Annotated in this window: 22 protein-coding genes; 20 read left to right on the forward strand and 2 right to left on the reverse strand. The window is 59.5% G+C overall.

Annotation, left to right across the window (positions count from 1 at the left end):
* Window positions 1–6 precede the first annotated feature (6 nt).
* The 16 genes from CAURIC_RS03970 (at window position 7) to CAURIC_RS04045 (ending at window position 21,445) form a co-directional block, all read left to right on the forward strand.
* Complete coding sequence (locus CAURIC_RS03970; protein ID WP_035113405.1) at window positions 7–1,521, forward strand: UDP-N-acetylmuramoyl-tripeptide--D-alanyl-D-alanine ligase; 1,515 nt, start codon at window positions 7–9, stop codon at window positions 1,519–1,521.
* A gap of 8 nt (window positions 1,522–1,529) precedes the next feature.
* The gene (gene mraY / locus CAURIC_RS03975; protein WP_035113404.1) at window positions 1,530–2,630 is read left to right on the forward strand and encodes a phospho-N-acetylmuramoyl-pentapeptide-transferase; all 1,101 of its coding nucleotides are present in this window, start codon (window positions 1,530–1,532) and stop codon (window positions 2,628–2,630) included.
* Window positions 2,631–2,866: 236 nt separating this feature from the next.
* Window positions 2,867–4,402, forward strand: coding sequence for a Mur ligase family protein (locus tag CAURIC_RS03980; protein WP_084588112.1), 1,536 nt, complete (start codon window positions 2,867–2,869; stop codon window positions 4,400–4,402).
* Window positions 4,399–6,021, forward strand: a complete 1,623-nt coding sequence (locus CAURIC_RS03985; protein WP_290183367.1) for an FtsW/RodA/SpoVE family cell cycle protein — start codon at window positions 4,399–4,401, stop codon at window positions 6,019–6,021. The genes CAURIC_RS03980 and CAURIC_RS03985 overlap by 4 nt, the downstream gene beginning before the upstream one ends.
* 6 nt (window positions 6,022–6,027) lie before the next feature.
* A complete protein-coding gene (gene murG / locus CAURIC_RS03990) occupies window positions 6,028–7,146 on the forward strand; it encodes an undecaprenyldiphospho-muramoylpentapeptide beta-N-acetylglucosaminyltransferase (protein ID WP_290183368.1) in 1,119 nt (372 codons plus the stop codon).
* A 17-nt stretch (window positions 7,147–7,163) separates the two neighbouring features.
* Complete coding sequence (gene murC / locus CAURIC_RS03995) at window positions 7,164–8,639, forward strand: UDP-N-acetylmuramate--L-alanine ligase (RefSeq protein WP_425474815.1); 1,476 nt, start codon at window positions 7,164–7,166, stop codon at window positions 8,637–8,639.
* On the forward strand, window positions 8,639–9,289 hold the full coding sequence (locus CAURIC_RS04000; RefSeq protein WP_172644044.1) for a cell division protein FtsQ/DivIB: 651 nt from the start codon (window positions 8,639–8,641) through the stop codon (window positions 9,287–9,289). Before murC ends, CAURIC_RS04000 begins: the two co-directional genes overlap by 1 nt.
* Window positions 9,290–9,396: 107 nt before the next feature.
* Entirely contained in the window at window positions 9,397–10,695 is a 1,299-nt protein-coding gene (gene ftsZ / locus CAURIC_RS04005; protein ID WP_035113401.1) for a cell division protein FtsZ, read from the forward strand.
* Between the two features lie 13 nt (window positions 10,696–10,708).
* Entirely contained in the window at window positions 10,709–11,476 is a 768-nt protein-coding gene (gene pgeF, locus CAURIC_RS04010; protein ID WP_035113500.1) for a peptidoglycan editing factor PgeF, read from the forward strand.
* 70 nt (window positions 11,477–11,546) lie between these two features.
* Complete coding sequence (locus CAURIC_RS04015; protein WP_035113400.1) at window positions 11,547–12,239, forward strand: YggS family pyridoxal phosphate-dependent enzyme; 693 nt, start codon at window positions 11,547–11,549, stop codon at window positions 12,237–12,239.
* 39 nt (window positions 12,240–12,278) lie between these two features.
* Window positions 12,279–12,845, forward strand: coding sequence for a cell division protein SepF (locus CAURIC_RS04020; protein ID WP_035113399.1), 567 nt, complete (start codon window positions 12,279–12,281; stop codon window positions 12,843–12,845).
* A gap of 51 nt (window positions 12,846–12,896) precedes the next feature.
* Window positions 12,897–13,190 carry a YggT family protein gene (locus CAURIC_RS04025; protein WP_035113398.1) on the forward strand — a complete coding sequence of 98 codons (294 nt, stop codon included), beginning with the start codon at window positions 12,897–12,899 and terminating at the stop codon, window positions 13,188–13,190.
* An 822-nt stretch (window positions 13,191–14,012) separates the two neighbouring features.
* The gene (locus CAURIC_RS04030) at window positions 14,013–15,104 is read left to right on the forward strand and encodes a DivIVA domain-containing protein (protein WP_035113397.1); all 1,092 of its coding nucleotides are present in this window, start codon (window positions 14,013–14,015) and stop codon (window positions 15,102–15,104) included.
* A gap of 631 nt (window positions 15,105–15,735) precedes the next feature.
* Complete coding sequence (gene ileS, locus CAURIC_RS04035) at window positions 15,736–18,939, forward strand: isoleucine--tRNA ligase (RefSeq protein ID WP_035113499.1); 3,204 nt, start codon at window positions 15,736–15,738, stop codon at window positions 18,937–18,939.
* A 59-nt stretch (window positions 18,940–18,998) separates the two neighbouring features.
* Window positions 18,999–19,988, forward strand: a complete 990-nt coding sequence (locus CAURIC_RS04040; RefSeq protein WP_084588097.1) for an EamA family transporter — start codon at window positions 18,999–19,001, stop codon at window positions 19,986–19,988.
* Entirely contained in the window at window positions 19,985–21,445 is a 1,461-nt protein-coding gene (locus CAURIC_RS04045; protein WP_290183370.1) for a DNA polymerase IV, read from the forward strand. The genes CAURIC_RS04040 and CAURIC_RS04045 overlap by 4 nt, the downstream gene beginning before the upstream one ends.
* A 76-nt stretch (window positions 21,446–21,521) precedes the next feature.
* Here CAURIC_RS04045 and CAURIC_RS04050 read toward each other — a convergent pair whose 3' ends face one another.
* Window positions 21,522–22,478 (reverse strand): asparaginase, encoded by a 957-nt coding sequence (locus CAURIC_RS04050; RefSeq protein ID WP_035113395.1) that lies wholly within the window; start codon window positions 22,476–22,478, stop codon window positions 21,522–21,524.
* Window positions 22,479–22,644: 166 nt separating this feature from the next.
* Here CAURIC_RS04050 and CAURIC_RS04055 point away from each other — a divergent pair, with 166 nt between their 5' ends.
* On the forward strand, window positions 22,645–23,148 hold the full coding sequence (locus CAURIC_RS04055) for a WKL family lipoprotein (RefSeq protein WP_052094875.1): 504 nt from the start codon (window positions 22,645–22,647) through the stop codon (window positions 23,146–23,148).
* Window positions 23,149–23,186: 38 nt separating this feature from the next.
* Here CAURIC_RS04055 and CAURIC_RS04060 read toward each other — a convergent pair whose 3' ends face one another.
* Complete coding sequence (locus tag CAURIC_RS04060; protein WP_235700680.1) at window positions 23,187–24,158, reverse strand: hypothetical protein; 972 nt, start codon at window positions 24,156–24,158, stop codon at window positions 23,187–23,189.
* Window positions 24,159–24,198: 40 nt separating this feature from the next.
* On the opposite strand from CAURIC_RS04060, the gene lspA reads away from it, so the two are divergent.
* The 3 genes from lspA to CAURIC_RS04075 are packed head-to-tail and all read left to right on the forward strand — an operon-like array spanning window position 24,199 to window position 26,325.
* Window positions 24,199–24,687, forward strand: a complete 489-nt coding sequence (gene lspA / locus CAURIC_RS04065; protein ID WP_290183371.1) for a signal peptidase II — start codon at window positions 24,199–24,201, stop codon at window positions 24,685–24,687.
* Window positions 24,684–25,664, forward strand: a complete 981-nt coding sequence (locus CAURIC_RS04070; protein WP_282938054.1) for an RluA family pseudouridine synthase — start codon at window positions 24,684–24,686, stop codon at window positions 25,662–25,664. Before lspA ends, CAURIC_RS04070 begins: the two co-directional genes overlap by 4 nt.
* The gene (locus CAURIC_RS04075) at window positions 25,654–26,325 is read left to right on the forward strand and encodes a hypothetical protein (RefSeq protein ID WP_290183372.1); all 672 of its coding nucleotides are present in this window, start codon (window positions 25,654–25,656) and stop codon (window positions 26,323–26,325) included. Before CAURIC_RS04070 ends, CAURIC_RS04075 begins: the two co-directional genes overlap by 11 nt.
* The last annotated feature ends 259 nt before the right edge of the window (window positions 26,326–26,584 follow it).

Raw genomic sequence — 26,584 nt, forward strand, 5'->3', positions numbered from 1 at the left:
GCAGAAATGATTGAATTAACTGTTGGAAAAATCGCCGAGATTACTGGCGGTGAATTAGTCGACGGGGCCGACCCCGATGCTCCAGTCCTGGGGCCCGTGGAGTTCGATAGCCGTCGCATTGAGCCCGGTGGTATTTTCATGGCATTGCCGGGTGCACAGGTGGATGGGCATGACTTTGCGGAATCCGCTGGAGAGCAAGGGGCCGCGCTGCTGATTGTGGGCAAGCCCGTTGGCGTGCCGGCGCTAGTGGCCCCGGAGGCGGGAATCAGCCAGGAGGCCTCGAACGCCTCGGCTTTCGAACACGACACTCAGGGCCATGGAGCTGCTGTATTGGCGGCGGTTGATCGGCTAGCTCGTTTTAATACCGACGTTCTTGTGGCGGACCACGGCATGACGGTCGTTGGGGTCACAGGTTCCGCGGGTAAGACCTCGACGAAGGACCTTATCGGTGCAATTTTGCGCGTAGCAGGGCCGACAGTCGCGCCTCCCGGCAGTTTCAACAACGAAATCGGGTTGCCTTATACGGCTTTGCGGGCGGGGGTTGGCACCAAGTTCTTGGTCTCCGAAATGTCGGCCCGAGGAGTGGGGCATATCCGTCACCTCACCGAGGTCACGCCGCCTAATATCGGCGTGGTGCTGAACGTTGGTTCGGCACACCTGGGCGAGTTCGGTAGTCGCGATGCCATTGCTCAGGCCAAGGGTGAATTGGTGGAAGCGCTGCTGCCGACTGGGCTGGCAGTTCTCAACGCGGATGACGATAAGGTATCGGCCATGTCTGCGCGAACAGATGCCCGTGTGGTGCGCTTTTCCACGAACCGGTCCACGTGCATCAGCGCGGGGCGGGAAGTGCCGGTGGACTACTACGCCAGCGATGTTGAACTGGACGAGGTAGCCCGCGCGCGGTTTATGCTGCATCACCCACACGGTGAACCCGTCCGCGTTGAGCTGGGAGTTTTCGGTGCACACCAGGTTTCCAACGCCTTGGCTGCTGCAGCCGTTGGCATGGAATGCGGCATCAGCGCGGACAATGTGGCGCAGGCCTTGTGCCAGCATGTGGCCGCTAGTGTTAACCGTATGGACGTACGCACACGTGCCCGTGATGGGGTAACCATCATCAACGATTCCTATAACGCGAATCCTGAATCCATGCGCGCTGGGATTGACGCCCTGGCCTACACCGCGTCGGGTCGCGATGGAGCCGAAAGCTGGGCGGTTTTGGGCCAGATGGGCGAGCTGGGTGACGATGCCACCGAAGAACACGCGGAACTAGGCCACGCGTTGCGCCAGCGCCGCATTTGTCACGCGGTCATCGTTGGCAACGGTGTGAACCAGCAAGCGCTGGCGCACGCCGCGCGCGAAGACGGTGTGGATACTCACATCGTGGAAAATACAGATGCAGCCGTGAATTTCTTGGACTATAGCCTGCATAAAAACGATGTTGTATTGATTAAAGCCTCATACTCCGATGGCTTGTGGGCAGTAGCTGAGGGCTTGCTCCTCGGTGAAGAAGAAGGAGCGTAACACCCCTCATGACGCAGATTTTTGTGGCCGGCGCGTTGGCTTTTCTCGTGTCCGTGTTCTTTACCCCCGTACTGATCAAGCGGTTTTCCGCGGAAGGGCTGGGGCAGGAGATCCGCGAGGACGGTCCAAAGTCCCACCTGAAAAAGCGCGGTACGCCGACCATGGGCGGTATCGCCATCCTTGTCGGCATCACCGCTGGGTATGTGGTCGCCGCACTCCTAGGATGGGTGACCAGAGGCGCGGGTCCGGGAATCTCGGGATTCCTGGTTTTGGGCCTCACCTTGGCCTTGGGCAGCTTGGGCTTCGCAGATGATTACATCAAACTGGTTAAGGGTCGCAACCTGGGGTTGAACGCAAAAGCTAAGCTAGCGGGGCAGTTCGCCACCGCCATCGTCTTCGGAATCCTCATTCTGCAATTCCCCGACGAGCACGGGTTGACCCCAGGGTCCACCCACCTGTCGTTCATCCGCGATATTGCCGTGTTCAACTTCGACATTGGCCCCACCGTCGTTGGCATCGCCATTTTCCTAGCTTTCATCTACTTGGTGATCGCCGCGTGGTCCAACGCTGTGAACTTGACCGATGGGCTGGACGGTTTGGCCTCCGGTGTGACTGCCATGGTCATGGGTACATACGTTCTCATCACGTTCTGGCAATTCAGGAATTCGTGTTCGACGGGTGCTGCCGCGGGATGCTACTCGGTACGCGACCCACTGGACCTTGCCATGCTGGCCTCCGCGGGCCTCGGCGCCTGCCTTGGCTTTTTGTGGTGGAACGCCGCCCCAGCGAAGATTTTCATGGGCGATACCGGATCCCTCGCGTTGGGTGGTCTTGTGGCTGGCTTGTCGTTGACCACTCAAACCGAGCTGCTGATGGTGCTGGTTGGACTAGTCTTCGTAGCAGAGGCAGCCAGCGTGATGATCCAGGTGATCGGCTTCAAGGCTACCGGTAAACGCGTGTTCCGCATGGCGCCCATTCACCACCACTTCGAAAATGGCGGGTGGGCAGAAACAACCGTGGTCATTCGCTTTTGGCTGATAGCCGGCCTCGCGGCCATGAGTGGATTCGCCATCTTCTATGGTGAATGGCTCACTTCGGTCAGTTTGTAATCGCAGCTTGACATCACCGCACGCCTTCGAGTTAGGAAACACGACCGTGACTCCCGCACACCCCGCAAACGCCTAAAGCCCGCACAGCCACACCCCTTCTAGTTTGAAAGCAGCACCGTGACTCCCGCACACCCCGCAAACGCCTAAAGCCCGCACAGCCACACTTCATCGAGTTAGGAAACACGACCGTGACGAATACCCCCACTCTTAGCGATCCCCATCACGCCGTGGACGTGATGCGCCGCCGGCCTGTTCTTGTCGCCGGTGCAGGCGTGGCCGGTCGTGGCGTGATTGCGATGCTCAAGGCCTTGGACGCTCAGCAGGTGACCGTGGCCGATGACCACTCGGACCTGGCGCATGTCACCGTGGAAGAAGCAATTGCGAAGGTGAAAGACGGTCAGTTTGACCTGGTTATCACTTCGCCCGGCTGGGCCCCCACATCACCATTATTGGTCGCAGCTGCGGATCGTGGCGTGCCGATTATTGGAGACATCGAGGCCGCTTGGCTGACTGATCGCGCAGAAGCTTTCGGCCCCGCCCGCACGTGGGCCGCTATTACGGGAACGAATGGTAAAACCACCACGACTGCAATGCTGACCGCAATGTGCGTGGCCGACGGCCGTGCGGCGATGGCTGTGGGCAATATCGGGGTTTCACCTGCGCTGGCTCTCACGGCAGAGTTGCGCGGGGAGCCACGAGCGGACATCCTGGTCGCTGAAGTCTCCAGCTTCCAGCTGCACTGGGCACCGACGTTCACGCCGGAGGTCGGTTGCGTTCTCAACATCGCTGAAGATCATTTGGATTGGCATGGTGACTTCGCTGGTTACGCCGCCGACAAGGCACGTGTGCTGCGGGCAGACTACCCGGTTTTTTCTCTTGATGACGCCCACGTAATGTCCTTCTACGAACCCCACAGGGTTGCTAATGCCCTCGGCTTCACGGCGGGTGATCTGCGCCAGGTCGTAACGAGCTTCGATTCAGAGGTCGCAGCCGATGCCGTGCCCGCGGCGGGGGACAACATGAACCGCACTTCCGGTACTGGTGTTGCAGCGCGCGACGGCGCAACGAGTTTTGACAGGGGCTACGCAGGACTGCGCCGAGTTGTCGGAGTCTCTGGCGACAATATTGTGATGTGGGAACGTGGCCACGATACATCCCATGGCACCGAGCCTTCCGCGAGTGAGCGCGAACTCGCACCCGTTGCAGGGATTTCCCCTCCGGGGCCAGCCGGCATCGCGGATGCCAGCGCGGCCGCGGCCATGGCATGCGCAATAGGTGTTTCACCCGCTGCTATCGCCCAGGCTTTGTCCACATTCCGCGTACAGGCGCACCGCGGTCAGGTGGTGTACCAACACGACGGCGTGACGTGGGTAGATAACTCGAAGGCCACGAACCCCCACGCAGCCGTGGGCGCACTGCGTGGGCAGCGCAACGTCATCTGGGTCGCAGGCGGGCAGCTCAAAGGAGCCAGCGTGGTTGAACTCATCGAAGAGACTAAGGATGGAATCAAGGCGCTGGTGGCGCTGGGCGTCGATAGACAAAAGTTTGCCGACGAAATGCGGGCCCAAGCCCCCGAAACCCCAGTGACCCTAGTAGACACCACGGATCCTGACAAAGCCATGGAAGAAGTTGTGCGCGCCTGTGCTGATTACGCAGAATCTGGCGATACCGTGGTGCTAGCGCCCGCGGCGGCTTCGCTGGATATGTACACAGGCATGGCGCAGCGCGGAGACCTATTTGCTCAATATGCCGTACAGGTGGAATTGCGATGACTCAGAGTTTGCCCCGCCGAGCTTCAAATCGCCGGCTGACGCGCGATCGCGCACAGCGCGCGCCCGAAAACCGCGGATCACAAGCGCCTCGCCGCGAAGACCAGCCCAGTAAGGCAACAACCAAAGGACTAGCCCGGTTGGCGACCCCGCAGTTGAATTACCTTGTGATCATGGCTGTCACCGGGATCTTGACGGCAGTGGGACTGACCATGGTGTTGAGTTCGTCCATGGTGACCTCCTATGCCCGTGGATCAAGTGTGTGGGCGGAGTTCATCAAGCAGGCCATTGTTGTGGTCATCGGCCTGATTGCTATGCGTTTTGCGCTCCAGTTGCGGCCCGCGACAATCCGGAGACTGGCCCCATGGATGATGGTGTTATCGATCGGGCTGTTGGTGGCCGTGCTGATCCCGGGTGTTGGTGTGGGTGGAGACGAAGTTGGTTCCAACTCGTGGATCCGCATTGGCCCACTGGGTATTCAGCCCTCTGAGGTGGCGAAGCTGGCCTTGGCCATGTGGGGTGCATCGATACTGCCGCTATCCAAACGGCCCGGCAATGATAGACAAACGGTTCCCGCTTTTTTGGCTGGTACGGGCCTCATTCTGGGGTTGGTGCTGTGGCAAAAAGACCTGGGAATGACCTTCGCCCTGGCCATTGTGGTGGTGGCACTGTTTTTCTTCAGTGGAATTAGCACGCGGGTTATCACCGCAGGTGTGGGCCTGCTGGCGCTCGTGGGCCTAATCTTCACAATGTCCCACAGCTTCCGTTCGGCACGATTTACCACGTGGGTGGAAACCTTCACCCTGAAGTTCTCCGAGGATTCGACCCAAGGGTCCTCCTACCAGTCGCATCAGGGAATCCTGTCCCTTTCCGACGGCGGGTTGATGGGTGCTGGGTTGGGACAATCGCGCGCAAAGTGGTTCTACCTGCCGGAAGCCAAAAACGACTTCATTTTTGCGGTTATCGGCGAGGAATTAGGGTTCTTCGGTGCCGCAATCGTGGTGATTCTATTTGCCACATTGGGGATCTTCGGAATTCGCACGGCACTGGCACAAAAGGACCCATTCATGCGCTTGCTGGCGGCCACCCTGACCGTCGGCGTTGTGGTCCAAGCCTTCTTCAACATGGGCTACGTGGTGGGATTCGTGCCTATGACGGGTGTGCAGTTGCCTCTGATTTCTGCGGGTGGTTCGTCCGCAATTGTCACGTTGTTGACATTGGGCCTTTTAGCCAACTGTGCACGCCATGAACCCGAGGCAGTGTCAAGCATGCAGCACGAGGGTCGGCCGTTTATTGATCGGCTGCTGTGGTTACCCGAGCCCGTTTCCTACGCGGCGGGGGATCAACGTCGGACAGAGCGACGCACCACCACGCACGTCTACGGTGAACCCGTCACACGCCAGCGTCCCATCGGCGGGGCGGTGAGCCAAGACTATGCCAGAGATCGCAGACGCACCGAGCAGCTGCGGGAGCGGAACCGAAGGTATGGCGGCGGTGTCTCAGCCGATCGCTACGATAGGGCTAGGCGTTCCCGGTTGCCAGACCGCGAAGAAACTACAACGCAGCGACCACGGGCAACCAGGCGCAGCGTCCCACGCAATAACCCGGGGCAAAGGAGCTAAAACCCGATGAAAAGCCACAGCACGGACCAATCCCACAAGCCATCGATTGTGGTGGCTGGCGGTGGAACCGCGGGCCACATTGAACCCGCGATGGCGGTAGCCGAGGCCGTTGCGGCAACTCGACCGCAGGCACGTATCACCGCGTTGGGCACTGAGCGCGGTTTAGAATCCACTCTGGTCCCTGCTCGTGGTTTCGACCTGCGGATGATTCCACCGGTTCCGGTTCCCCGCAAGGTAAACAAGGACTTGTTCACCTTGCCACTGCGCTTAGTACGCGCGTTGCGGGAAACCCGACAGGTTCTCAAAGACGTCCGCGCCGATGCCCTGATCGGGTTCGGCGGCTACGTATCCGCGCCCGCATACTTGGCAGCCAGGTCGCTAAAGATCCCATTCTTCGTCCATGAGGCAAATGCACGGGCGGGCGTGGCCAACAAACTGGGAGTGCGCTTGGGTGGCAAGGGTTTGGCCGCGATGCCCGACTCGGGGTTGGAAGCCGAGGTCGTGGGAATCCCGGTTAAGCGCAGTGTGCTGGAACTCGACCGGGCTGGGTTGCGCGCCGAAGCTCGTGAGTTCTTTGGCCTTCCTGCGGAAGGCCCAGTCCTGTTGGTCACCGGTGGCAGCCAGGGCGCGGCGTCGATTAATAAAGCAGTGACTGCAGCGGCCGACACTCTACGACATGCGGGAATTGCCGTACTGCACGCGTATGGCAAGAAGAACCACATCACGGTTCCGCAGGAAAGTGAAAAGGCGGGCATGTACCGCGCTGTTCCTTACATCGACCGGATGGATATGGCGCTGGCAGCTGCCGACATGATTCTGTGTCGCGCGGGTGCGCTCACAGTTGCGGAGGTATCCGCAGTGGGTTTGCCGGCGGTATATGTTCCACTGCCACACGGTAATGGTGAACAGGAACTCAATGCCCGACCGGTGGTCAGCGCCGGTGGTGGTGTGATTGTTCCCGATAGCGACCTAGACGGGCAGCGCGTGGCCAAGGAAGTGATTCCCACCTTGCGTGATCCGGCACGGTTGCGCGCGGCAGAGAAAGCAGCACAGCTGGCGGGGCACCGCGGTGCAGCTCAGGCAATCGCGGATCGTGTTCTCGCAGCAGCGGATAAGAAGCGGTAGGGCGCAAAACTACCGTTATGGCAACGAAAGGCCAAAGGAAAACAGTTATGACCTCAAACATCGACCTCAGTCGGGTTCACATGGTGGGCATTGGTGGTGCCGGCATGTCGGGCATTGCTCGAATCTTGCTGTCGCGTGGCAGCTCCGTGACTGGGTCCGACATGAAGGATTCGCGCAGCATTTTGGCACTCCGCGCGGCCGGGGCGCAGGTCACTGTTGGGCATAGTGCGGAAAACCTTCACGTCACGGGGCAGCTGCCAACTGTTGTTGTAACGTCGTTCGCAGCGATTCCCCAAGACAACCCCGAGTTGCTGGCAGCGCGCGAGCATGACATCCCGGTAGTGCGCCGCTCCGATGTTTTAGCCCAACTGATGAGTGATCGGCGGGCATTCCTGTTGGCCGGTACTCACGGAAAAACGTCTACGACCTCCATGGCCGTGGCTGCGATGCAAGCTGCGGGCTGGGATCCGTCCTTCGCCATCGGCGGGCAGCTCAACCGCGCGGGAACCAACGCGCATCACGGCACGGGCGACGTTTTTATCGCTGAAGCCGACGAATCAGATGGATCGTTTTTGTCCTACCAGCCCGAGGTAGCCGTGGTGACGAACGTCGAACCCGACCATCTCGATTACTTCGGCACCGAAGAGGCCTACCGCCAGGTGTTCGAGCGTTTCGCTGGCTGTGTAGTTAACGGTGGCACGTTGGTTGTTTGTGTGGACGACGCCGGCAGCCGCGCCCTCGCTCAATCTCTCCTCACAGCGGAATCGGCTGACGGACCACACTGCCGCATCATCGGCTACGGCACCCGCGAGGCGATGGAAGCAGCCCCCGAGATCGAAGCCGGCGCCATCATTGATGAGCTGAAGGTTTCGAATAAGGGGACGGAAGCTCGGGTGCGCTTTAGCGGGGAAGAGGCTCCCCGTACGCTGCGCGTTGCTATTCCTGGCACGCACATGGTGCTCAACGCCACGGCCGCGGTTTTAGGCGGCGCGCTACTGGGGGCTGACTTGGACAAGCTGCTCGAAGGTGTGGCTGAGTTCGACGGCGTTCGCCGCCGCTTCGAGTACCACGGCACCGTGAAGGGCGTTCAGGTTTACGATGACTACGCGCATCACCCCACCGAGGTAACGGCGGTTCTTTCCGCAGCGCGGGAACGAATTGCCGCTCAGGGGGAGGGGCGAGTGATCGCCGTATTCCAACCACATCTGTACTCCCGCACTATGACGTTCGCCGACGAGTTCGCGGCGGCTTTGAGCTTGTCCGATGAAGTAGTATTGCTGGATATCTTCGGGGCGCGCGAAAATCCTGTTGAAGGCGTGGATAGTCGTGTGATCGGTGACAAGATCACGGTGCCATGGGAGTACGCTTCTGAGTTCGCCGGGGTGCCACAGATAGTTGCCCAGCGGGTGCGTACCGGGGACATGGTCCTGACTATCGGCGCCGGTACCGTCACGATGCTTGCAGACGAGATTCTGCGTGAATTGGAGGGCTAGTGCCCAAGAAAATCATCGCGGGTGTGATCGCGGCCATTGTTGTGGTGGCCATCGCCCTGTATGTGTTCCCGGTTCTCAAGGTTAGTTCCATCGAGGTTGAGGGTGTGCAGAATGCCGATGCGGGTGTGGTCAAGGAGGCTGCCAGTGTGGGTTCTAGCGCCAACATGCTGCGCGTAGATACGGACGCGGTTGCGGAAAAAGTCGCTCAGGTTCCGTGGGTGGAGCAGGTCACTGTGTCCCGCGCATGGCCTTCTACGCTGAAGGTGCAGGTCACTGAGCATACGCCGGTGGCGTATTTCCGCAACGGGAACGAGGTCTCCGCGGTCAATGAAGCCGGGAAGGTCTTCCTCAAGGGTGTGGCTCCGGAAGGCGCGAAGGAAATCGCGGGAGTAAAGCCCGAGGATTCCAAAGCCATTACGGCAGCAACCACCGCCATCACGGCGCTTCACCCCAAAGTGAGGGAGAAGCTAGAGCGTGTGGAAGCCAAGACGGCCGAAAGCTTAGTCCTCCAGTTCGCGGAAGGGAAAACCGTTGTGTGGGGATCCGCGGAACGGGCGTCTGAAAAAGCAGAGGCCACCCGTGTTGTCCTCACACAGGAGGGCAAGAAGTGGAACGTATCCAACCCCGCCATGCCCTCCGGCAGACCTTAAAGTAGACCTTTAAACATACGACACGCGCAGAAAAATGTCCGCCCGAAACTTGTGACCTACAAGGAAGATGGTGTGGAAAGACTCCACAGAAAGGCAGACAGCAACTTATGACCTCTCCAGGAAACCACCTCGCCGAAATCAAGGTGGTAGGCGTAGGTGGTGGCGGTGTGAACGCCGTCAACCGCATGATCGATGAAAAGCTCCAAGGCGTGGAGTTCATCGCCATCAACACTGATGCGCAGGCTCTCATGCTCACGGATGCGGATGTCAAGTTGGATATCGGCCGTGAGGAAACTCGTGGCCTCGGCGCAGGTGCAAACCCTGATGTCGGACGCAAGTCCGCAGAAGATCACAAGGACCAGATCGAGGAGATCCTCGCTGGTGCTGACATGGTCTTCGTGACCGCTGGCGAAGGTGGCGGCACTGGTACTGGTGCGGCCCCCGTTGTAGCCAACATCGCGAAGAAGCAGAACGCACTGACCGTTGGTGTGGTCACCCGTCCATTCAGCTTCGAAGGTCGCCGTCGTACCAAGCAGGCTTTAGAAGGAATTGAAGCTTTGCGTGAGGTGTGCGATACCCTCATCGTCATTCCGAACGATTCCTTGCTGCAGCTCAGCGACGAGCAAATGTCCATGATGGACGCTTTCCGCAAGGCCGACGAAGTTTTGCTTTCTGGCGTGGAGGGCATTACCAAGCTGATCACTACCCCAGGTGTGATCAACGTGGACTTCGCAGACGTCCGTTCCGTCATGACCGATGCAGGTAGCGCGTTGATGGGCATCGGTACCGCCCGTGGTGAATCGCGCGCGGTCAAGGCCACCGAGGCCGCAATCAATTCACCGCTGCTGGAAAACACCATGAAGGGTGCACGCGGCGTGCTGCTGTCCTTCGCCGGTGGTTCTGACTTGGGCCTCATCGAGGTTTCCCAAGCTGCGGCTCTGGTTGAGGATCTGGCCGATGAAGATGCCAACATCATCTTCGGCACCATCGTGGATGACCAGCTGGGTGATGAGGTTCGTGTAACCGTCATCGCGACCGGTTTCGATGATTCCCCGTCTGCAGGTTCCGCAGCACAGCGCGGTGGTCAGCACCGGACGCAGGAGGCTGCCCAGTCCAGCTCCGCTTCTATCTTCGGTGGCGAGCAGGCCCCCGCAGCCCAGTCTTCCGCTACGCCTGTGCAACCCGCGCAGCAGGCGCAGCAGGTGCAGTCTGCCCAACCTGCGCAACAGGACCCACAGCCCGGCGCCGCACAGCCTGCCGGTAGCAGCTTCGCGCAGCGCACCCGCGGAGATATCCCACAGGGCTCCACCGCGAATGGTCTGTTCACCTCCCGCCAAGACAACGATGCCGCTGGCCGTCACCACCTGGACGACGAGGATGACCTCGATCTGCCCGATTTCCTGTAGAGGCTGAATGGCAATGACCCCTGCGGCACAGAATGGCACCCCACGGGTCCGGAAGGTGTTCACCGACCGGTCCGGCGGGGTCTCCCGCGCTCCGTACGACAGCTTCAACTTGGGCGATCACGTAGGAGATGACCCCAGTGCAGTGGCGGCTAACCGCACTCGGTTGGCACAATCCGTCGGACTGGAGTTGCATGATCTGGTGTTTATGGAGCAGATTCATTCTCCTACAGTTACCGAGTTGACGGCCAAAGAACTCGCTGCTTTGCGCAACCGCACCGAAGCTGGGGACAGCCTGACTGTGGAAGCTACCGACGCCCTCATCACCACAGTGCCGGGCATTGCCCTCGTTGTCCTCACCGCGGACTGCGTGCCAGTTCTGCTCTCCGACGAACAAGCGGGAATTGTGGCTGCCGTCCACGCGGGACGCATGGGTGCCAGGAACGGCATCATCCCGCGGACCATCGCGCGAATGGAGGAGCTGGGTGCGGTCCCGGCTGGAATCCACGCGCTGCTGGGCGCGGCGGCGTCGGGAAAAAAGTACGAAGTGCCAGAGCACATGGCGGCGGATGTGGAGTCTAAGCTGCCAGGTGCTCGTATGCGCACGGATGCCGGCACTAGCGGCCTGGATATTCGTGCGGGGTTGACTAGGCAGTTGCTGAGTTTGGGGGTTCGTAGTATCGACGCCGACCCGCGTGACACGATCGAGAGCCACAACTTTTTTTCCTACCGCAGAGAGGGCACCACGGGGCGACAAGCGGGGATGGTCTGGCTGACCCGCTAGAGGAACTGTGAGTGTACCTTTGCCACTGAAGGTCCAGGTCACCGTGGGAACTGAATGAAAGGTTTGTGTCGTGGAATTGACCCAGCAACAACAAGGCGATCTCGCGCGGCGCCTGCGTGACGTTCGCCAACGCGTGGCGGTGGCAGGTGGTGCGGATTTGCTGCCGATCACCAAATTTCACCCCGTAGAAGCGGTGCGAGTTCTGGCCCAATTCGGTGTGGGTGCCGTGGGAGAAAACCGTGAGCAGGAGGCCAAGGCCAAATACGAGGTGCTGGCCGGCCGCCCCGAGATCCACATGGTGGGGCAGATTCAAACCAAGAAGGCGAATTCGGTGGCCCGATGGGCAGCCGCAGTGCATACAGTGGATTCTTCGAAATTGTTGCAGGCGCTGGACCGCGGCGCTGGCCTGGCGATGGAACGTGGTGATCGGCTGGAGAAGCTACCCGTGCTGCTGCAGTTCAGTGCGGACGGCGATCCGCAGCGCGGTGGTGTAGTAGCAAGTGACATCGATGCCCTAGCAGATGAAGCACAACACTGCGCGAACCTAGAGCTGCGCGGGTTGATGACCGTTCCACCGCTGGGATCAGATGCGGCCAGTGTGTTTGCGCAGGGCCGGAAGCTTCTAGACAGCATTGCAGATAGGGTAGTGGGTGTTCCGGTGTACTCGGCGGGTATGAGCCAAGACATGGAAATCGCGATCGCCGAGGGCTCGACGTTGGTGCGTGTCGGAACAGATATCATGGGCCCGCGCCCAGTAATTTGATTTATTGACTTTAAATACGGGAAAGGACCCCTTTAACTGATGTCTGACGGATTCGGCAACAAGTTCAAAGAGTTTTTCGGCTTTGGCGAGGTAGACAGCTACCAGGACCCGTATTTCCGCGACGGCGCCGCGGATTCTCGTGAGCGTGCCGATGAGCACGATCACCGCGATCGCGGTATTAGCGAGTCTCGCGAGGCTCGTTACGGTGGCCGTGACCGTTACAGCCGAGAAGAAGATGACTTCCGGGATCGTAGCCGGGCGCCACGAGATTACGAGGCCCGCCCTTCCCGTTACGTCCGCGAGGATTCCGTTGGTCGTCCCGCACCGCGTGCACGCGTGGAGCCACAGTATGCCCGTCTGTCGTTGAGCTCCTACACGCAGGCTGGCGAGATCGCCGAGATCATCAAGACCGGTGATGTGGCGGTATTCAACCTAGGCGGCATGGAGAAGGCTGAGGCTACTCGTGTTCTGGATTTCACGGCCGGTTTGGCGCGCGGGCTGGACGCAACGCTAAAGAAGCTGCGAGGTGTGCGCAACTTCGTGCTCATTCCAGCAGATGTGACCTTGGAACAAAGCCAGCTGGATAAGCTGGCCGAGGACCTGTAAGCCGTACCCACAGATCTAGCACAGCCGGAAATTTCGGTAGTAAGAGTAAACGTGAACTCAGCTATAGTCTTATTGATCCTCCTGTTGAAGCTGTACATTTTGGTTCTGATCCTCCGGATCATCATCGAAATGGTGCAGTCCTTCTCAAGGAATTGGCGCCCGCAGCGGTGGTTTAGCATCTGCGCGGAGCCCATTTTCGTGGTAACGGATCCGCCTGTGAAGGCGCTGCGCAAACTTATCCCGCCGGTCCAGCTGGGTGGTGTGGGCCTCGACGTCTCCGTTTTGGTTCTTTTCTTCATCCTGCAGCTTCTCATGATGATTCTGGGGCGGATGTCAGCTCTCTAAAGCTGGACGGTTCACTGGCTTTCTGTTTGCCAAAACCTTCTTTTCGGACGCCAAGGGGTGCCCGGGGGCATATCCCGCGGGGCCCCTTTCGCGTATCTACTGCAGCTATTGCGCGTGGCGTCAGCGTGCGGCGGGGGTGTTTGGCACATGTTGAGCTGACCACGGTTGCTGTGGAGTTGTCTGCGCCGAAGTGAAGGCTGGTCGGTGCAAGAAGTGGGAGAAATGTGGTGAAGAAAGGCCTCACGGGAATGAGAATGATGAAAAATGCGTAAATAATACACTAATTTTCCATCCGACAACGTGTTCGACAGTGATTGTTGATATCCGTTATCAGCAGAACCTGGCTCGGGGGTGTAGAGTTTCCCCCCAACATTGGGGTGCTTCAGCTGTGCGGTATTACCGTCGGGGGTATGAGTTTTCAGGCCAATATTTGCGGTTGTAAGTGTGTATATAACTAAAAAATATTGGTTAAGAGAGTGATCCTTATCTAGTTCCGTTTGTATTTTTGGGATCTTCACCCATATTGCTGATTAGAAGACTTGTTGAACGGTTTCGTGTTGGATACACTTGTACCATCTCCGCGGTATTTGAGTGAGGCCGTGGAGATGTCGTGTGTAGTGATGGAAGCCGTCATCGAGGGAAATGTGGGTCCCTCGGTGGCGGCTTTCTCTAATTCCAGGGGCACTTCTGGCCAAATCTCCACATTAAGTTGAGCTTTACTCGTGGTCCACTGGTATGCTGTGGACAGTTTGTAACTATAAGGAAGATCCTCATTAGCGCGAGACCACTCAATGAGGCGTTTTCGAACCGGAAGGGAATCTAATGCCGCTGACTCCAGCTGATGTGCACAACGTCGCCTTTAGCAAGCCACCAATTGGTAAGCGGGGCTACAACGAAGATGAGGTTGATCAGTTCCTTGATCTTGTTGAGGACACGCTCGCGGAGCTCCAGGAAGAAAACGCCGACCTGAAGCAGAAGCTCCAGTCTGCGCCAGCACAGAATACGTCCGCTCCAGCAGCGCAGCCTCAGGTGAGTGAGGCAGAGCTGCGCAGGAAGATTGAGGCTGAACTGCGTCCGCAGATCGAGGCTGACGCACAGCGTAAGGCGCAGTCCCAGGCACAGGCTTCCACTGCACAGACCGAGTCCTCTGCGCAGGTTGAGGCTCGCGTGAAGGAACAGTACGAGGCCCGTCTGAAGCAGGCTGAGGATCGTGCTCGCCAGGCAGAAGAGAATGCCCGCAAGGCTCAGGCCGAGGCCACTGAGGCTAAAAAGGCTCAGCCAGCCCAGGTGTCCCAGGCTGCTACCGCCTCCAGCGATGCTGGAAAGGACGGTGCTGCAACTCCGGATACGCACATGCAGGCAGCCCGCGTTCTATCTCTGGCGCAGGAGATGGCAGATCGCCTGACTGGCGATGCCAAGGCCGAATCCACCACCATGCTGGAGCAGGCTCGGGCACAGGCCAAGAAGACCATCGAGGATGCAGATGCAAGCTCCAAGGCCACCTTGGATGATGCCAAGAAGAAGTCCGAGGCTCAGCTAGCGGATGCCAAGACCCGTTCCGAGAAAATGCTGGCCGATGCCAAGCAGCAGTCTCAGGCCCAGTTGGCAGACGCAAAGCAGAAGTCCGAGACCATGGTGTCCGATGCCACTGCTCAGTCTCAAGCTCAGATCCGTCAGGCCCAGGAGAAGGCGAACGCCCTGCAGCAGGATGCCGAGCGTAAGCACACTGAGATCATGACCACGGTCAAGAGCCAGCAGCAGACCTTGGAGGCGCGTATCGAAGAGCTGCGCACCTACGAGCGCGAGTACCGCACCCGTCTAAAGACCTTCCTCGAGTCTCAGCTGGAGGAACTCAACAGCCGGGGCACCGCCGCTCCTGCCGGCTCCATCGACTCCCAGAACACCAACCGCTAAACGTTGGGCTGGCAACAGTCCAACCGTGTGACACGGTGACCTGAAAACGAAAGCACCATGCTTGCCTTAGCAATTAGCCTCGCAATCATCGGCTTTGCGGTCCTCGTCTTTGCCCTGTGGCAAGGATCGATGGCCCTAGCTTGGATTTGTATCGGAATTGCCTCGGTAGGCGTGGTGCTTTCTCTTGTGGACCTCGCCAGGCACCGCAAAAGGTCTCGTGAAACCACCACGAGTGATGAGGGTAGATCCTAGGGTAATCCTCTAGGTAAACCCCGCAGGAAAAGTGCTCGCTTGCACGGACGACTTCGTGGTGTAGCATCTAACTCACATGCTCGGAACCATCACGCACGAGGGAACGAGAAACGCAATGATCCGGCCATCACCGGGGAGTGTCGTCGGAAGAACAGCTTTTCGGGAGGATTCTCCTGATAGGCCCAGTAGAACCGGCCGGATTCGGGGCACGTCACGCCTTAAGGTAAGTGGAACAGCTTGAACACCGTGCGACCGCCTAAGGCGGGGGAAGGCTGTTCAATCAGGGTGGTACCGCGAGGAAGACCAAGACCATTCTTGGCCCCAATCGTCCCTGTTGTTTAGCACTTTGAACCGCGACAACAGCAAAGGACAGCGCGCTATGAACGCCACTCCAGCCGGCGGGGCATACCCCCGCGTTGATATGTCCAATGGTGGATCAACCGCCTTCCCAGATCTCGAGAATCAGGTCTTGGAATATTGGAAGCAGGACGGAACCTTCCAGGCCTCCATCGAGCAACGCACTGGAGAGGACGAGTACATCTTCTATGATGGCCCCCCATTCGCTAACGGCCTGCCACACTATGGTCACTTGCTGACGGGTTACGTCAAGGACATCGTGCCGCGCTACCAAACCATGCGTGGCCGCCATGTTCCGCGTGTATTCGGCTGGGACTGCCACGGCTTGCCCGCCGAGCTGGAAGCGGAGCGCCAGCTGGGTATCAAGGGCCGGGACGGCATCGAAGAGATGGGCCTGCAGAAGTTCAACGAGTACTGCGCCACCAGCGTGCTCCGCTACACCGATGAGTGGAAGAACTACGTCACTCGACAAGCGCGTTGGGTGGACTTCGACAACGGCTACAAGACGATGGACCTGAACTTCATGGAGTCCGTTATGTGGGCGTTTAAGACGCTCTACGACAAGGGTCTCATCTACCAAGGCTTCCGCGTGCTGCCGTACTCGTGGGCCGAGCAAACTCCACTGTCCAACCATGAGACCCGCCTGGATGATTCTTACAAGATGCGCCAGGATCCCACGCTCACGGTGACCATGCCGTTCACTGGTGCGCGGGAAGGCACTGCCGCTCAGGCGACGTTGCGAAAGCACCCTGAATTGCTCGAGGCTGCGGCCATTGCTTGGACGACCACGCCATGGACTCTGCCAAGTAACTTGGCGTTGGCGGTTAATCCCTCGGTGACCTACCAACTGGTTCGCGTGGGCGAGGATGGAGAAGAGGGCTTCGCTGGAAAGCTTTTGGTGCTGGCCGAGCCTCTGGTCGGCTCGTATGCCAAGGAATTTGGCGAAAGCCGGGAGGTTGTGGCGTCGTTCGCAGGAGAAGAACTGGTCGGCCTTACTTACGAGCCAGTTTTCGACTACTTCCGCAACGCCCGGAACGCCTTCCAGGTTCTCAGCGCTGACTACGTCACCACAGAAGACGGTACGGGTGTGGTTCACCAAGCCCCGGCCTTCGGTGAAGATGATATGAATACCTGCGAGAAGGCCGATATCGAGCTGGTGATCCCCGTGGACATCGACGGAACCTTCACTTCCCAGGTCCCCGATTACAAGGGGCAGCTTGTTTTCGACGCCAACAAGGCCATCATTAAGGACCTCAAACAGGCGGGCCGTGTATTCCGGCACCAGACGATTGAGCACTCTTACCCACACTCGTGGCGTTCCGGAGAACCGCTGATCTACATGGCCCTGCCATCTTGGTTTGTGGCTGTGACCAAGTTCCGTGACCGTATGGTGCAGCTCAACCATGAGCAGATCGAATGGATGCCATCTCACATCCGGGATGGTCAATTCGGCAAGTGGCTGGAGGGTGCCCGTGACTGGAATATCTCTCGCAACCGCTACTGGGGTGCCCCGATCCCTGTCTGGGTCTCGGACAACGATGAGTACCCACGCATTGATGTCTACGGAAGTCTCGACGAGCTGGAGCGCGACTTCGGCGAGCGTCCTCAGTCCTTACATCGTCCACACATTGACCAATTGGTTCGTCCAAACCCTGACGACCCAACGGGTAAGTCCATGATGCGTCGTGTACCTGAGGTCTTGGACTGCTGGTTCGAATCCGGCTCCATGCCTTTCGCGCAAAAGCACTACCCGTTTGAAAACCGGGAGTGGTTCGAAACGCATTCGCCCAGTGACTTCATCGTGGAATACTCGGGCCAGACCCGTGGCTGGTTCTACACGCTGCACGTGCTGGCAACCGCGTTGTTCGATCGCCCGGCGTTCAAAAAGGTTGTGGCCCACGGTATCGTACTCGGTGATGATGGACTGAAGATGAGTAAGTCCAAGGGCAACTACCCGAACGTCAACGAGGTGTTTGAGCGGGACGGATCCGATGCGATGCGGTGGTTCCTCATGAGTTCGCCAATCCTGCGTGGCGGCAACTTGATCGTTACCGAGCAAGGCATCCGCGAGGGTGTTCGCCAAGCGATGCTGCCCATGTGGAACGCGTACTCGTTCCTGCGTCTGTACGCCTCCCAGCCAGCACAGTGGGATACGTCGTCCACGCACGTATTGGATCGCTACATCCTCGCCAAGCTGCACGACACGGTGTCAGCAGTAACCGATGCCTTGGATAGTACGAACATCGCTCTGGCGTGTGATGAGGTGCGTAGTTTCTGCGACGTTCTCACCAACTGGTTTGTCCGTCGATCTCGCGACCGGTTCTGGGCTGGCGATACCAGTGAAGCCGGCCACCCGGAGGCATTCAACACGCTGTATACGGTGTTAGAGACTCTCAGCCGCATTGCTTCACCCCTGTTGCCCATGACCACCGAGGTGATCTGGCGTGGTCTGACTGGGGAGCGCTCCGTACACCTGGCCGAGTGGCCCGATGCGAACGCGTTGCCTGCCGATGCCCAGCTCGTGGAGGCAATGGATGCCGTCCGTGCCATTAGCTCCGCGGCGAGTTCCCTGCGTAAGGCGCACAAGCTCCGCAACCGTTTGCCACTTCCAAAGCTGACCGTGGCGCTACCGGAGGCAGAGGCGCTGAGCGATTTCGTCTCGATCATTGCCGATGAGGTGAATGTCAAGGAAGTTGCCTTGACTGAAGATGTCGCTAGTGTGGGTTCCTCCGATGTCGTTGTCAATGCTCGGGCGGCGGGCCCACGCCTGGGCAAGGATGTTCAGCGTGTCATCAAGGCCGTGAAGTCCGGCAACTATTCGGTTGCGGACGACGGCACGGTATCCGCCGATGGCATCGAGCTGCAGGATGGAGAGTTCACGCGCAAGCTTGTCGCCGTTGACCCGGAACACACAGCGGAGGTTGCCAGCGAGAATGGCTTGGTGGTGCTGGATACCACCACCACCGAAGAACTGGAAGCCGAGGGGTGGGCCGCAGACCGCATCCGCGGAATCCAGGAGGCCCGCAAGTCTAGCGGCTTGCAGGTTAGTGATCGCATCGCGCTCCGGCTATCAGTTCCGGAGGGTAAGGAAGATTGGGCTCAAACCCACGCGCAGCGCATCGCCGCCGAGGTGCTGGCCACCGACGTGGAGGTCATCAAGGGCGAGCAGTTGACCTACGATGTCGCCGACGGCTGCAGCGTGGACGTCACCAAGAACTCCCAGTAGTTTGCCGCCGAAGAAGCGGTGGCAGTTCTCCCTGAAGGGTGGTGGAACCTGAAGTGAGCATGTTCGCTCCACATGGTCCTGCGCGGGGCTTTGGTCGTTTCGCGCTGGCGCCTGTGCTGCCTCCCGCTCTCATGGTGTTATCGGGGTTATCCCTCTACGCGGGGGCGGCCGTGGCGGTGGGTCTCTTTGAGGTTCTACCCCCGGCGGTTGTTGCCTGGCTGCGCCTAGCATCAGCCGGAGTCATCCTGATAATTCTGCGCCGCCCACCCGTGGCGGAATTTTTGGGACGATCGGGGGTTCTCGCGCTCGCATTTGGTCTCGTTACCATCGCCATGAATATGACCTTCTACGAGGCTATCGCTCGCTTGCCGTTGGGAACCGCCGTCGCCATTGAATTCTTGGGCCCCATCGTGGTGGCGGCTTGTGGTAGCTCCAGCGTGCGCGATTGGTTGTCCTTGATCTTGGCGGCTCTGGGGGTTTTGGTGCTCTCGGGTGCGCAGTGGTCTACGGAGGCCGCCGGAGTGCTGTTTGCGCTTGGCGCGGCTGCTCTGTGGGCGGGTTATATCGTGGTTGGTCATCACGTATCGGGTTCGCCCAATTCACTTGCCATTGGCTTTTTTCTCTCCGCACTTGTGATGGCCCCTCTTGCTTTGGTGCTGTGGCCTGGGGGACCTTTTGGTCCGACGCCACCCAGTCCCGACCTCGACCCCATTATCATTCTCGGATTGGCCGCGGGGCTCGGCGTACTGAGTGCGGTCATTCCGTACAGCCTGGACCAAGTGATACTGCGCGTGGCGGGACAGGCGTATTTTGCGGTCCTGTTGGCGCTACTGCCATTGACAGCAGCAGTGTTGGGCGCGGTCGCGTTGGGCCAAAGGCTCAGTGGCGTCGAAATTGGTGGCATCGTCTTAGTGGTGGCAGCCGTGGCTTTGCGTAAGCCAGCGAGTGGCGAAACGGCAGCGGCGGTGGAGTCGCCCGTGGACGATGATGCGGCGAGCGGATCCTCCTACGGCGACTGCACCGCTGAAACCTCCGAGGAATCCGCGTGAATCAGGACGGACTTCGCGGGCGGTGGGTTGCGCACATCGATATGGACGCGTTCTACGCATCCGTAGAACAGCTCACCCGTCCGGCATTGCGTGGCCGGCCCGTGCTGGTCGGAGGCACATCGGGCAGGGGAGTCGTTGCCGGTGCGTCCTACGAGGCCCGCACCTTCGGGGCGCGCTCGGCGATGCCGATGCACCAGGCGATTCGCATGTGCCACCACCGCGCGGTCGTGGTTAACCCGCGGCGCGAAGTGTACCAAGCCGCCTCGCGGAGGATTTTTAGAATCATCTCGAGCTTCGCGGGCGTCGTGGAACAAATCTCGATCGATGAAGGGTTCGCGGAGCCCTCCGAGCTAGTCGGCCGCGAGGGTGCAGAGGGGGTTGAGGCGGCGCGCAGCTGGGCGTCGGAATTACAAAAGGCGGTAGAAGACGAAACGGGACTGCCGTGTTCCATTGGCATGGCGGCCACCAAGTTGGATGCGAAAATGGCCAGTGATCTGGCAAAACCGCACGGCATCTTTGTGGTAGATCCGGGCCGGCGCGCCGATGTGTTCCACGAGCGTTCGGTGGCGGAAGTGTGGGGGATTGGCCGGGTCGCGCAAGGGCGGCTGCATGAGGTGGGAGTGGAGACCATCGGCCAGTTTGTGCGGATGGATCGCACGGATGTGCGCACCTTGCTGGGAAATACCGGACTGGAACTGCAGCGGATGGCGGCTGGGCAGGATTTGCGCCCGGTGGCCCCGCGAGCGCGAGCTAAGCAGGTGAGTGCGGAACAAACTCTGGCGGCGGATGTGCGGACCACGCGCGAGGTGCTGCCACATTTGGATAGGAGCGTGCGGCACGCACATGCGCGTTTGCTCAAAGACGGCCGGGCGGCCAAGACAATCACGGTGAAGATTCGCACGGCTGATTTTCAGATCCACACGCGGTCAGCCACGCTCGCCGCGCCGACGGAGGATGTGGATGTGATTCTGAGTGTCGCCCGTAGGATCCTGCCACGGCCGGAGGATCTGGGCGCGGTGCGTCTGGTGGGATTGGGGTTGTCTGGGTTGGCCGACGATCGCCAGCAGCTGCTGTTTCCCGAACTGGATACGGACAAAGCCAGCGGATTGACAGGGGCCGACGTAGTACGCATCAGCAGCGATATTGGTCGCACAGGTGGGGTGAGCGGGACAGGAGGGGAGCTGGCGACCCCGGTTGACGAGGCATCCGCGGAGAAAATCGCGGCTCGGCGTTGGCGCCCCACCCAAGACGTGCATCACGAGGAGTTCGGCCATGGGTGGGTCCAGGGAGTGGGCGAGCACGTGTTGACGGTGCGATTCGAAACGCGGGCAACGGATCGACCTGGGCGCGTGAAGAATTTTCCAGTGACCACAGATGAACTCCGGGTGTGCGATCCCTTGGAATCGCTGGACTGGGAATTATCGCAGGTGGAGGGCGACGACGGGGGAGAGGATTAGTCCGGATGGGCCACATTCAACTCCGCTTCGCTGGCCGCATTCAGCTCTGCGGTGTAAGTCAGCTTCGCTGTCTCAATCACCTCCGTTGTGCTGCGAGTTCCGTCAGCAACCACATCCGCGCCTGCGACGGGCGCAGGTTCCCCGCTGAACGAATACCATGCCGCGCCAGATCCGCCCCGCCACCTGCGCTGCCGTAGACAAAGTGGACACCCCCTTCCGGCACTCGAGTACTGATCAGCACTGGCACGTCCAGCGCCTCCAGTGCCTTCGCCATCGCAGCCGGCACATTTCCTGACCCCATGGCGGAAACCACCAAGCCGTCGATGTCAGTCGCGGCGAGCTGCTCGATGAGAACTCCGTCGGCCCCCGCGTAGGCGTCAATAATTGGTATGTGTAAACCGGCCAAACGCGATACATAATCTTTTTGTACCGACGCCGCCACGGCGAATTCGTCCACACCTTCCGCTAGGCGGAAAGCCGCATCTTCCGTGGTGTGCCATTTGGTGGTGCCTATCGCGGGCAACACTTGACCGCCGAACGCGATTCGCACCAGGGATTGTTCGCTGTCGACATTCAGTAGTTTCGTCGCAGTTGCTACCGCAGCGCGGAGATTCAGCGGGCCATCCGGATTCCCGTCATCAGCGGGGCGCTGCGCGCCGGTGAAGACAATGGGGCAGGATAAATCCGCGCACAGACGGGCAACGGCGAACGCAGTTTCCTCCATCGTGTCCGTGCCGTGGAGGACGATGACAGCATCGGCTGGGGTCACCTCATCGGCTTCCGAATCGCCCGCAAGCACCGCCGCGCGAACTCGATCGATGATGAAATCCATGTCTGCCAGGGAGATATCGGAAGAGTCCACTGTCATGATGTCCTCGCCGGTGATCTGTGGCTGCCCCGCACCCGTGGCGAAACCAGCGCGGCTGATCAGGTCTGAGCATTGCAGACTGGGGATTAAGTCGCCATTGTCATTGTGCAGGCAGCTGATGGTGCCGCCGGTGCCGAGAACGTGAATGCGGGGTGGAACAGTCATGGCCCCAATGTACCGTGGAGGCGGTTTATCCCTACCGTGGAGTGGCTTTAGGCTGCGGCGAACTGGTAGTCACAATAGTCCCATGTGTAACATTGCGGTGTTAAAGATTGCAGGGATCGGTGTCCCTCCAAACGACTAACCCGATTTAAGGAGAATCCACGCACTCATGATGAAAAAGACAATGGCCGTAGCCATCACCCTGGCCACTACGCTGACCATGACCGCGTGCGGTGGAGACAAGGAATCGACGGACTCTACTTCCAGCTCCACCGCTGCCTCCAGCTCTTCTGCTCCCAAGAAGGACACGCCTACGGCTGCTGAGCTGACCAATACCCTCAACCGTGCGGTGGATCCGAACCTGCCACCGGAGCAGAAGACCGACACGGTCGTTGGTGGCGAAAAGGCCCCACAGCTTTTCACTGCACTGACGAAATCCAAGCAGCAGTCCAAGGCGCAGCTCAAGGTCGTCGACCCAGTGCTCCCATCACTGACCCCAGGTAATGTCTCTGCCACCGTTTCCCTGACCTTGCCTCAACAGCAGCCCAACAACATCACCGGTGTGGAGTTCGTTAATGAGGGTGGCAAGTGGAAGTTGGATCAAAAGTGGGCTTGTACCTTGGTAGAAAACGTTCTGCCGGATCAGGTTCCACCAATGTGCAAGCAGGGCTAAGCCAGCGCGATAAGGGCTCACCGGCCAGCGTATCCCCGCTAGCTATCCCACTCGGTGCGCTGCACCGTCTCCTGATTAACTCTCACCTTCGAGCCCTGTTTGCCGAAGGTGAGGGTTTGCTTGATTTCTACCCGTCCTCTCACCGGCAAAGGCTTGGTCAGATCCAGATTGAGCTGACCGGATGCCTGGGTGGTGGAATCCAATACGTTCAAATCGGTCTGTGCGAGGTTTTTTACGGCTGGCGCGCGGTCAACTGCCACCCGCAAGCGCACGGCTTGTCCCTTGCGCTCAACCAGTGTGTACGTCACCGTCTGGCGCATCGAGATCACTCCGTCGATTCGGCTGGACACGCTCCATGTCGCACCTTCACCGATGGCCTGTTCCGGGAATACGATGGGCATATCGGTGACCTGGGTCAGTGCATGTTCGATACTTGCCCGGGCCGAATCCGTCGCTGTTTCCGGAGCGGATAAAGTGCGGCTGGAAACGCGACCATCTGCGGTGCTAGTGGAGCTAATCTCAAAACCCTCGGCGGTGGAAATATCCTCATTGCGGTCGGCATTCGTGCCCGTAGGTTTGCCCACGGTGACAGTCACCTTGTGTTTGTTGCCATCGGTGCTGGAGGAGGCCTTGACCGGCAGGTTCATGGTGACTTCCTCGTAGCTCAAGTCCCCTTGTTCGTCAGTGGCATCGCTGTTCCCGGCTGCCTGGCTGGCCGCATCTTGGCGCTGGTTTTTCTTGCCACCTGTCGTGGTCTGGGACATTCCTTCGGTCGTTTTAATGTTGACTTCTTGATCGCCTGGATCACTGAACCACACGAGGGGAGTACGTGGCGCGGCACCCTCTCCGAGGAGTTTCACCGTCACGCCCGGAACAGTGGCTTGAGCTGGTCGCATGGCTACTGGCTTTTCCCCGGACGAGCAGGCCACTAAGCCCGCGCCCCCCAAGGTCAGAACTGCAGCGAGAAACGCTGTTGCTTTCCTTGTGCCAGACAGAGTTGTTTTACCCACAAGTTCACAGCCTAACAGGCGGGGGCTAGACTCTTAGAACGTGACTTCCAAACGAGCCTCGCTTCTCGCCGTGAGCCTCATGCTCGCCATTATCGCGATCGATCAGTTGAGTAAATGGGCAGTCGTGGAAAATCTTGCGCCCCGCACGGCTTACCCAATCCTCGGTGAGTGGTTCCGCTTTTACTTGGTCAGGAATCCAGGTGCGGCTTTTTCTTTTGGTACCGACGCCACCATCGTGTTCTCGTTCATTCAAATAGCTGCAGTCGCGCTATGCCTGTTTTTGGCTTTCCGTGCGAGGAGCTGGTGGACGATCTTACCCATCGGGCTCATCGGTGGTGGTGCAGCTGGCAATCTCATTGACCGCATCTTCCGCCACCCAGCGGGATTGCACGGGCATGTGGTGGACTTCTTCAGCTTTGGAAGCTTTGCCATTTTCAACGTGGCGGACTCCGCCATCACGGTGGGGGTGGTGCTTTATCTCATCTACACCCTGTTCGTGGAACCACGTCGCCAGGGGGTGCGCGCATGAGCCGATTTGATCAGCAACCTGCGACCCAATCAGCCAGTGTTCAACGCGAAAACCGTGTCCTGCCCGTTCCCGACGGCTTGGCGGGGATGCGGGTGGATGCGGGGCTCAGCAAGCTTTTGGGCCTATCCCGTACGGTGGTAGCGCAGCTTGCCGCAGACAATGACGTACTCATGGACGGAGTGTCTGTTGGCAAATCGGATCGTTTGGTGCCCGGTGCATGGTTGGATATCAACTTGCCGGAGCCTCCCCGGGATTTGGCCAACGAGCCACCACAGTTGGTGGAGGGCATGGACATTTTGTATGCCGACGACGATGTGATTGTGGTCGACAAGCCCGTGGGTGTTGCGGCTCACCCCACCTTGGGTTGGGAGGGGCCCACGGTCACTGCGGGGTTGGCCGCAGCGGGGTTCCGAATTTCTACTTCCGGACCGCCGGAGCGCAAAGGCATCGTGCAGCGTTTGGATGTGGGAACCTCCGGGGCCATGGTCGTGGCAGCTAGTGAACGGGGATACTCCCTTCTGAAACGGGCATTCCGCGATCGTGAAGTGGATAAGACCTATCACGCGCTAGTACAAGGGCACCCGGATCCCACCACGGGCACGATTGATGCTCCCATCGCTAGGCACCCCAGCGCGGGGTGGCGCTTTGCCGTTCGTGATGATGGCAAGCACGCGATCACACACTACGACACGCTAGAGGCGCATCGCCAGGCCAGCTTGCTGAAAATCAAGCTGGAGACAGGGCGCACGCACCAAATTCGTGTGCACTTTTCCTCGTTGCATCATCCCTTGGTGGGGGATCCAATGTACGGATCGGATCCCAAGTTGGCCGAAAGGCTTGGGTTGATCCGCCAGTGGTTGCACGCGGTTGAACTTGGTTTCCCACACCCGTCGGGGCAGTGGATGACCATCCAGTCTCCGTATCCGCAGGACCTAGCAACTGCTTTGGATCGATTGCGAGATGCCAATGACGCATAAACCCGGCAGCCAGGATGCCTATCACTGGCGCCGGTCGCAAGCCATTGTGGTGAATAAGCGCCGTCGCAGGCAGTTGGATTGGGAGGACACGCGTAAACCCGCGTGGGTAGCGTGGCTTTCGGGGGTGTGCACCATCGCGTTGTTGCTGACCTTGTTGGCCTTGGGTGCAACGGAGGATTCCACCGCGCCGATTGCCAACGGGGACCGACTAGGGCCTTTTGATACGTCCCGGATGCAGTACAAACACCAAGCCCAACAAAGGCTGGCTGAAGCACAGGGCGACGAACCCCGCTGGGCCTTGGTCTTGGCAGATAAACCGTGGACGTCCGATTCCATGGCCAAGCTGCTCTCGGATGTTGAAACCTCCCATCAGCGCTTGCGCGTGAGCACTGTGTATGCCGCCGGCTCTGGGTTGTTGGCCGAGGCGGTGGGGGAACCCGCCATTGGACACACGAGGGCAGATGTTTTCGCCAACGTCGCCTTGGACTTAGCCGGTGAGAACCTCCGCGTCGCCAAGCGGGTGGTTTTCGATGCGATGCTGGTCTACGGCAAACCCGACACGCTGCGGGCGTTATCCCAACGAGTGTTCTCCGTGGAGCCGGCGCCAGTGGACGCTGTCTACGGCAAGATCGGGGTGCGTACGCAGGCACTAGATCAGTAGCCGTACGGTAGAACGTAGGTGGGCGTGGTGCTAGAGCCGAGGAGAAGGCTGCAGCCCCGGAGCTTGGAAGATGGTGCCCTGCGGTGAAACGCGATCGGGTGCAGCTACGGGCGCTGAGGAGAAGGCTCCAGCCCCGGAGCTAGGAAGATGGTGCCCTACGGTGAAACGCGATCGGGTGCAGCTACGGGCGCTGAGGACAAGCCGCCAGCCCCGGAGCTTGGAAGATGGTGCCCTGCGGTGAAACGCGATCGGGTGCAGC

Source organism: Corynebacterium auriscanis (assembly GCF_030408435.1).
In the GTDB taxonomy this organism is placed as follows: domain Bacteria; phylum Actinomycetota; class Actinomycetes; order Mycobacteriales; family Mycobacteriaceae; genus Corynebacterium; species Corynebacterium auriscanis.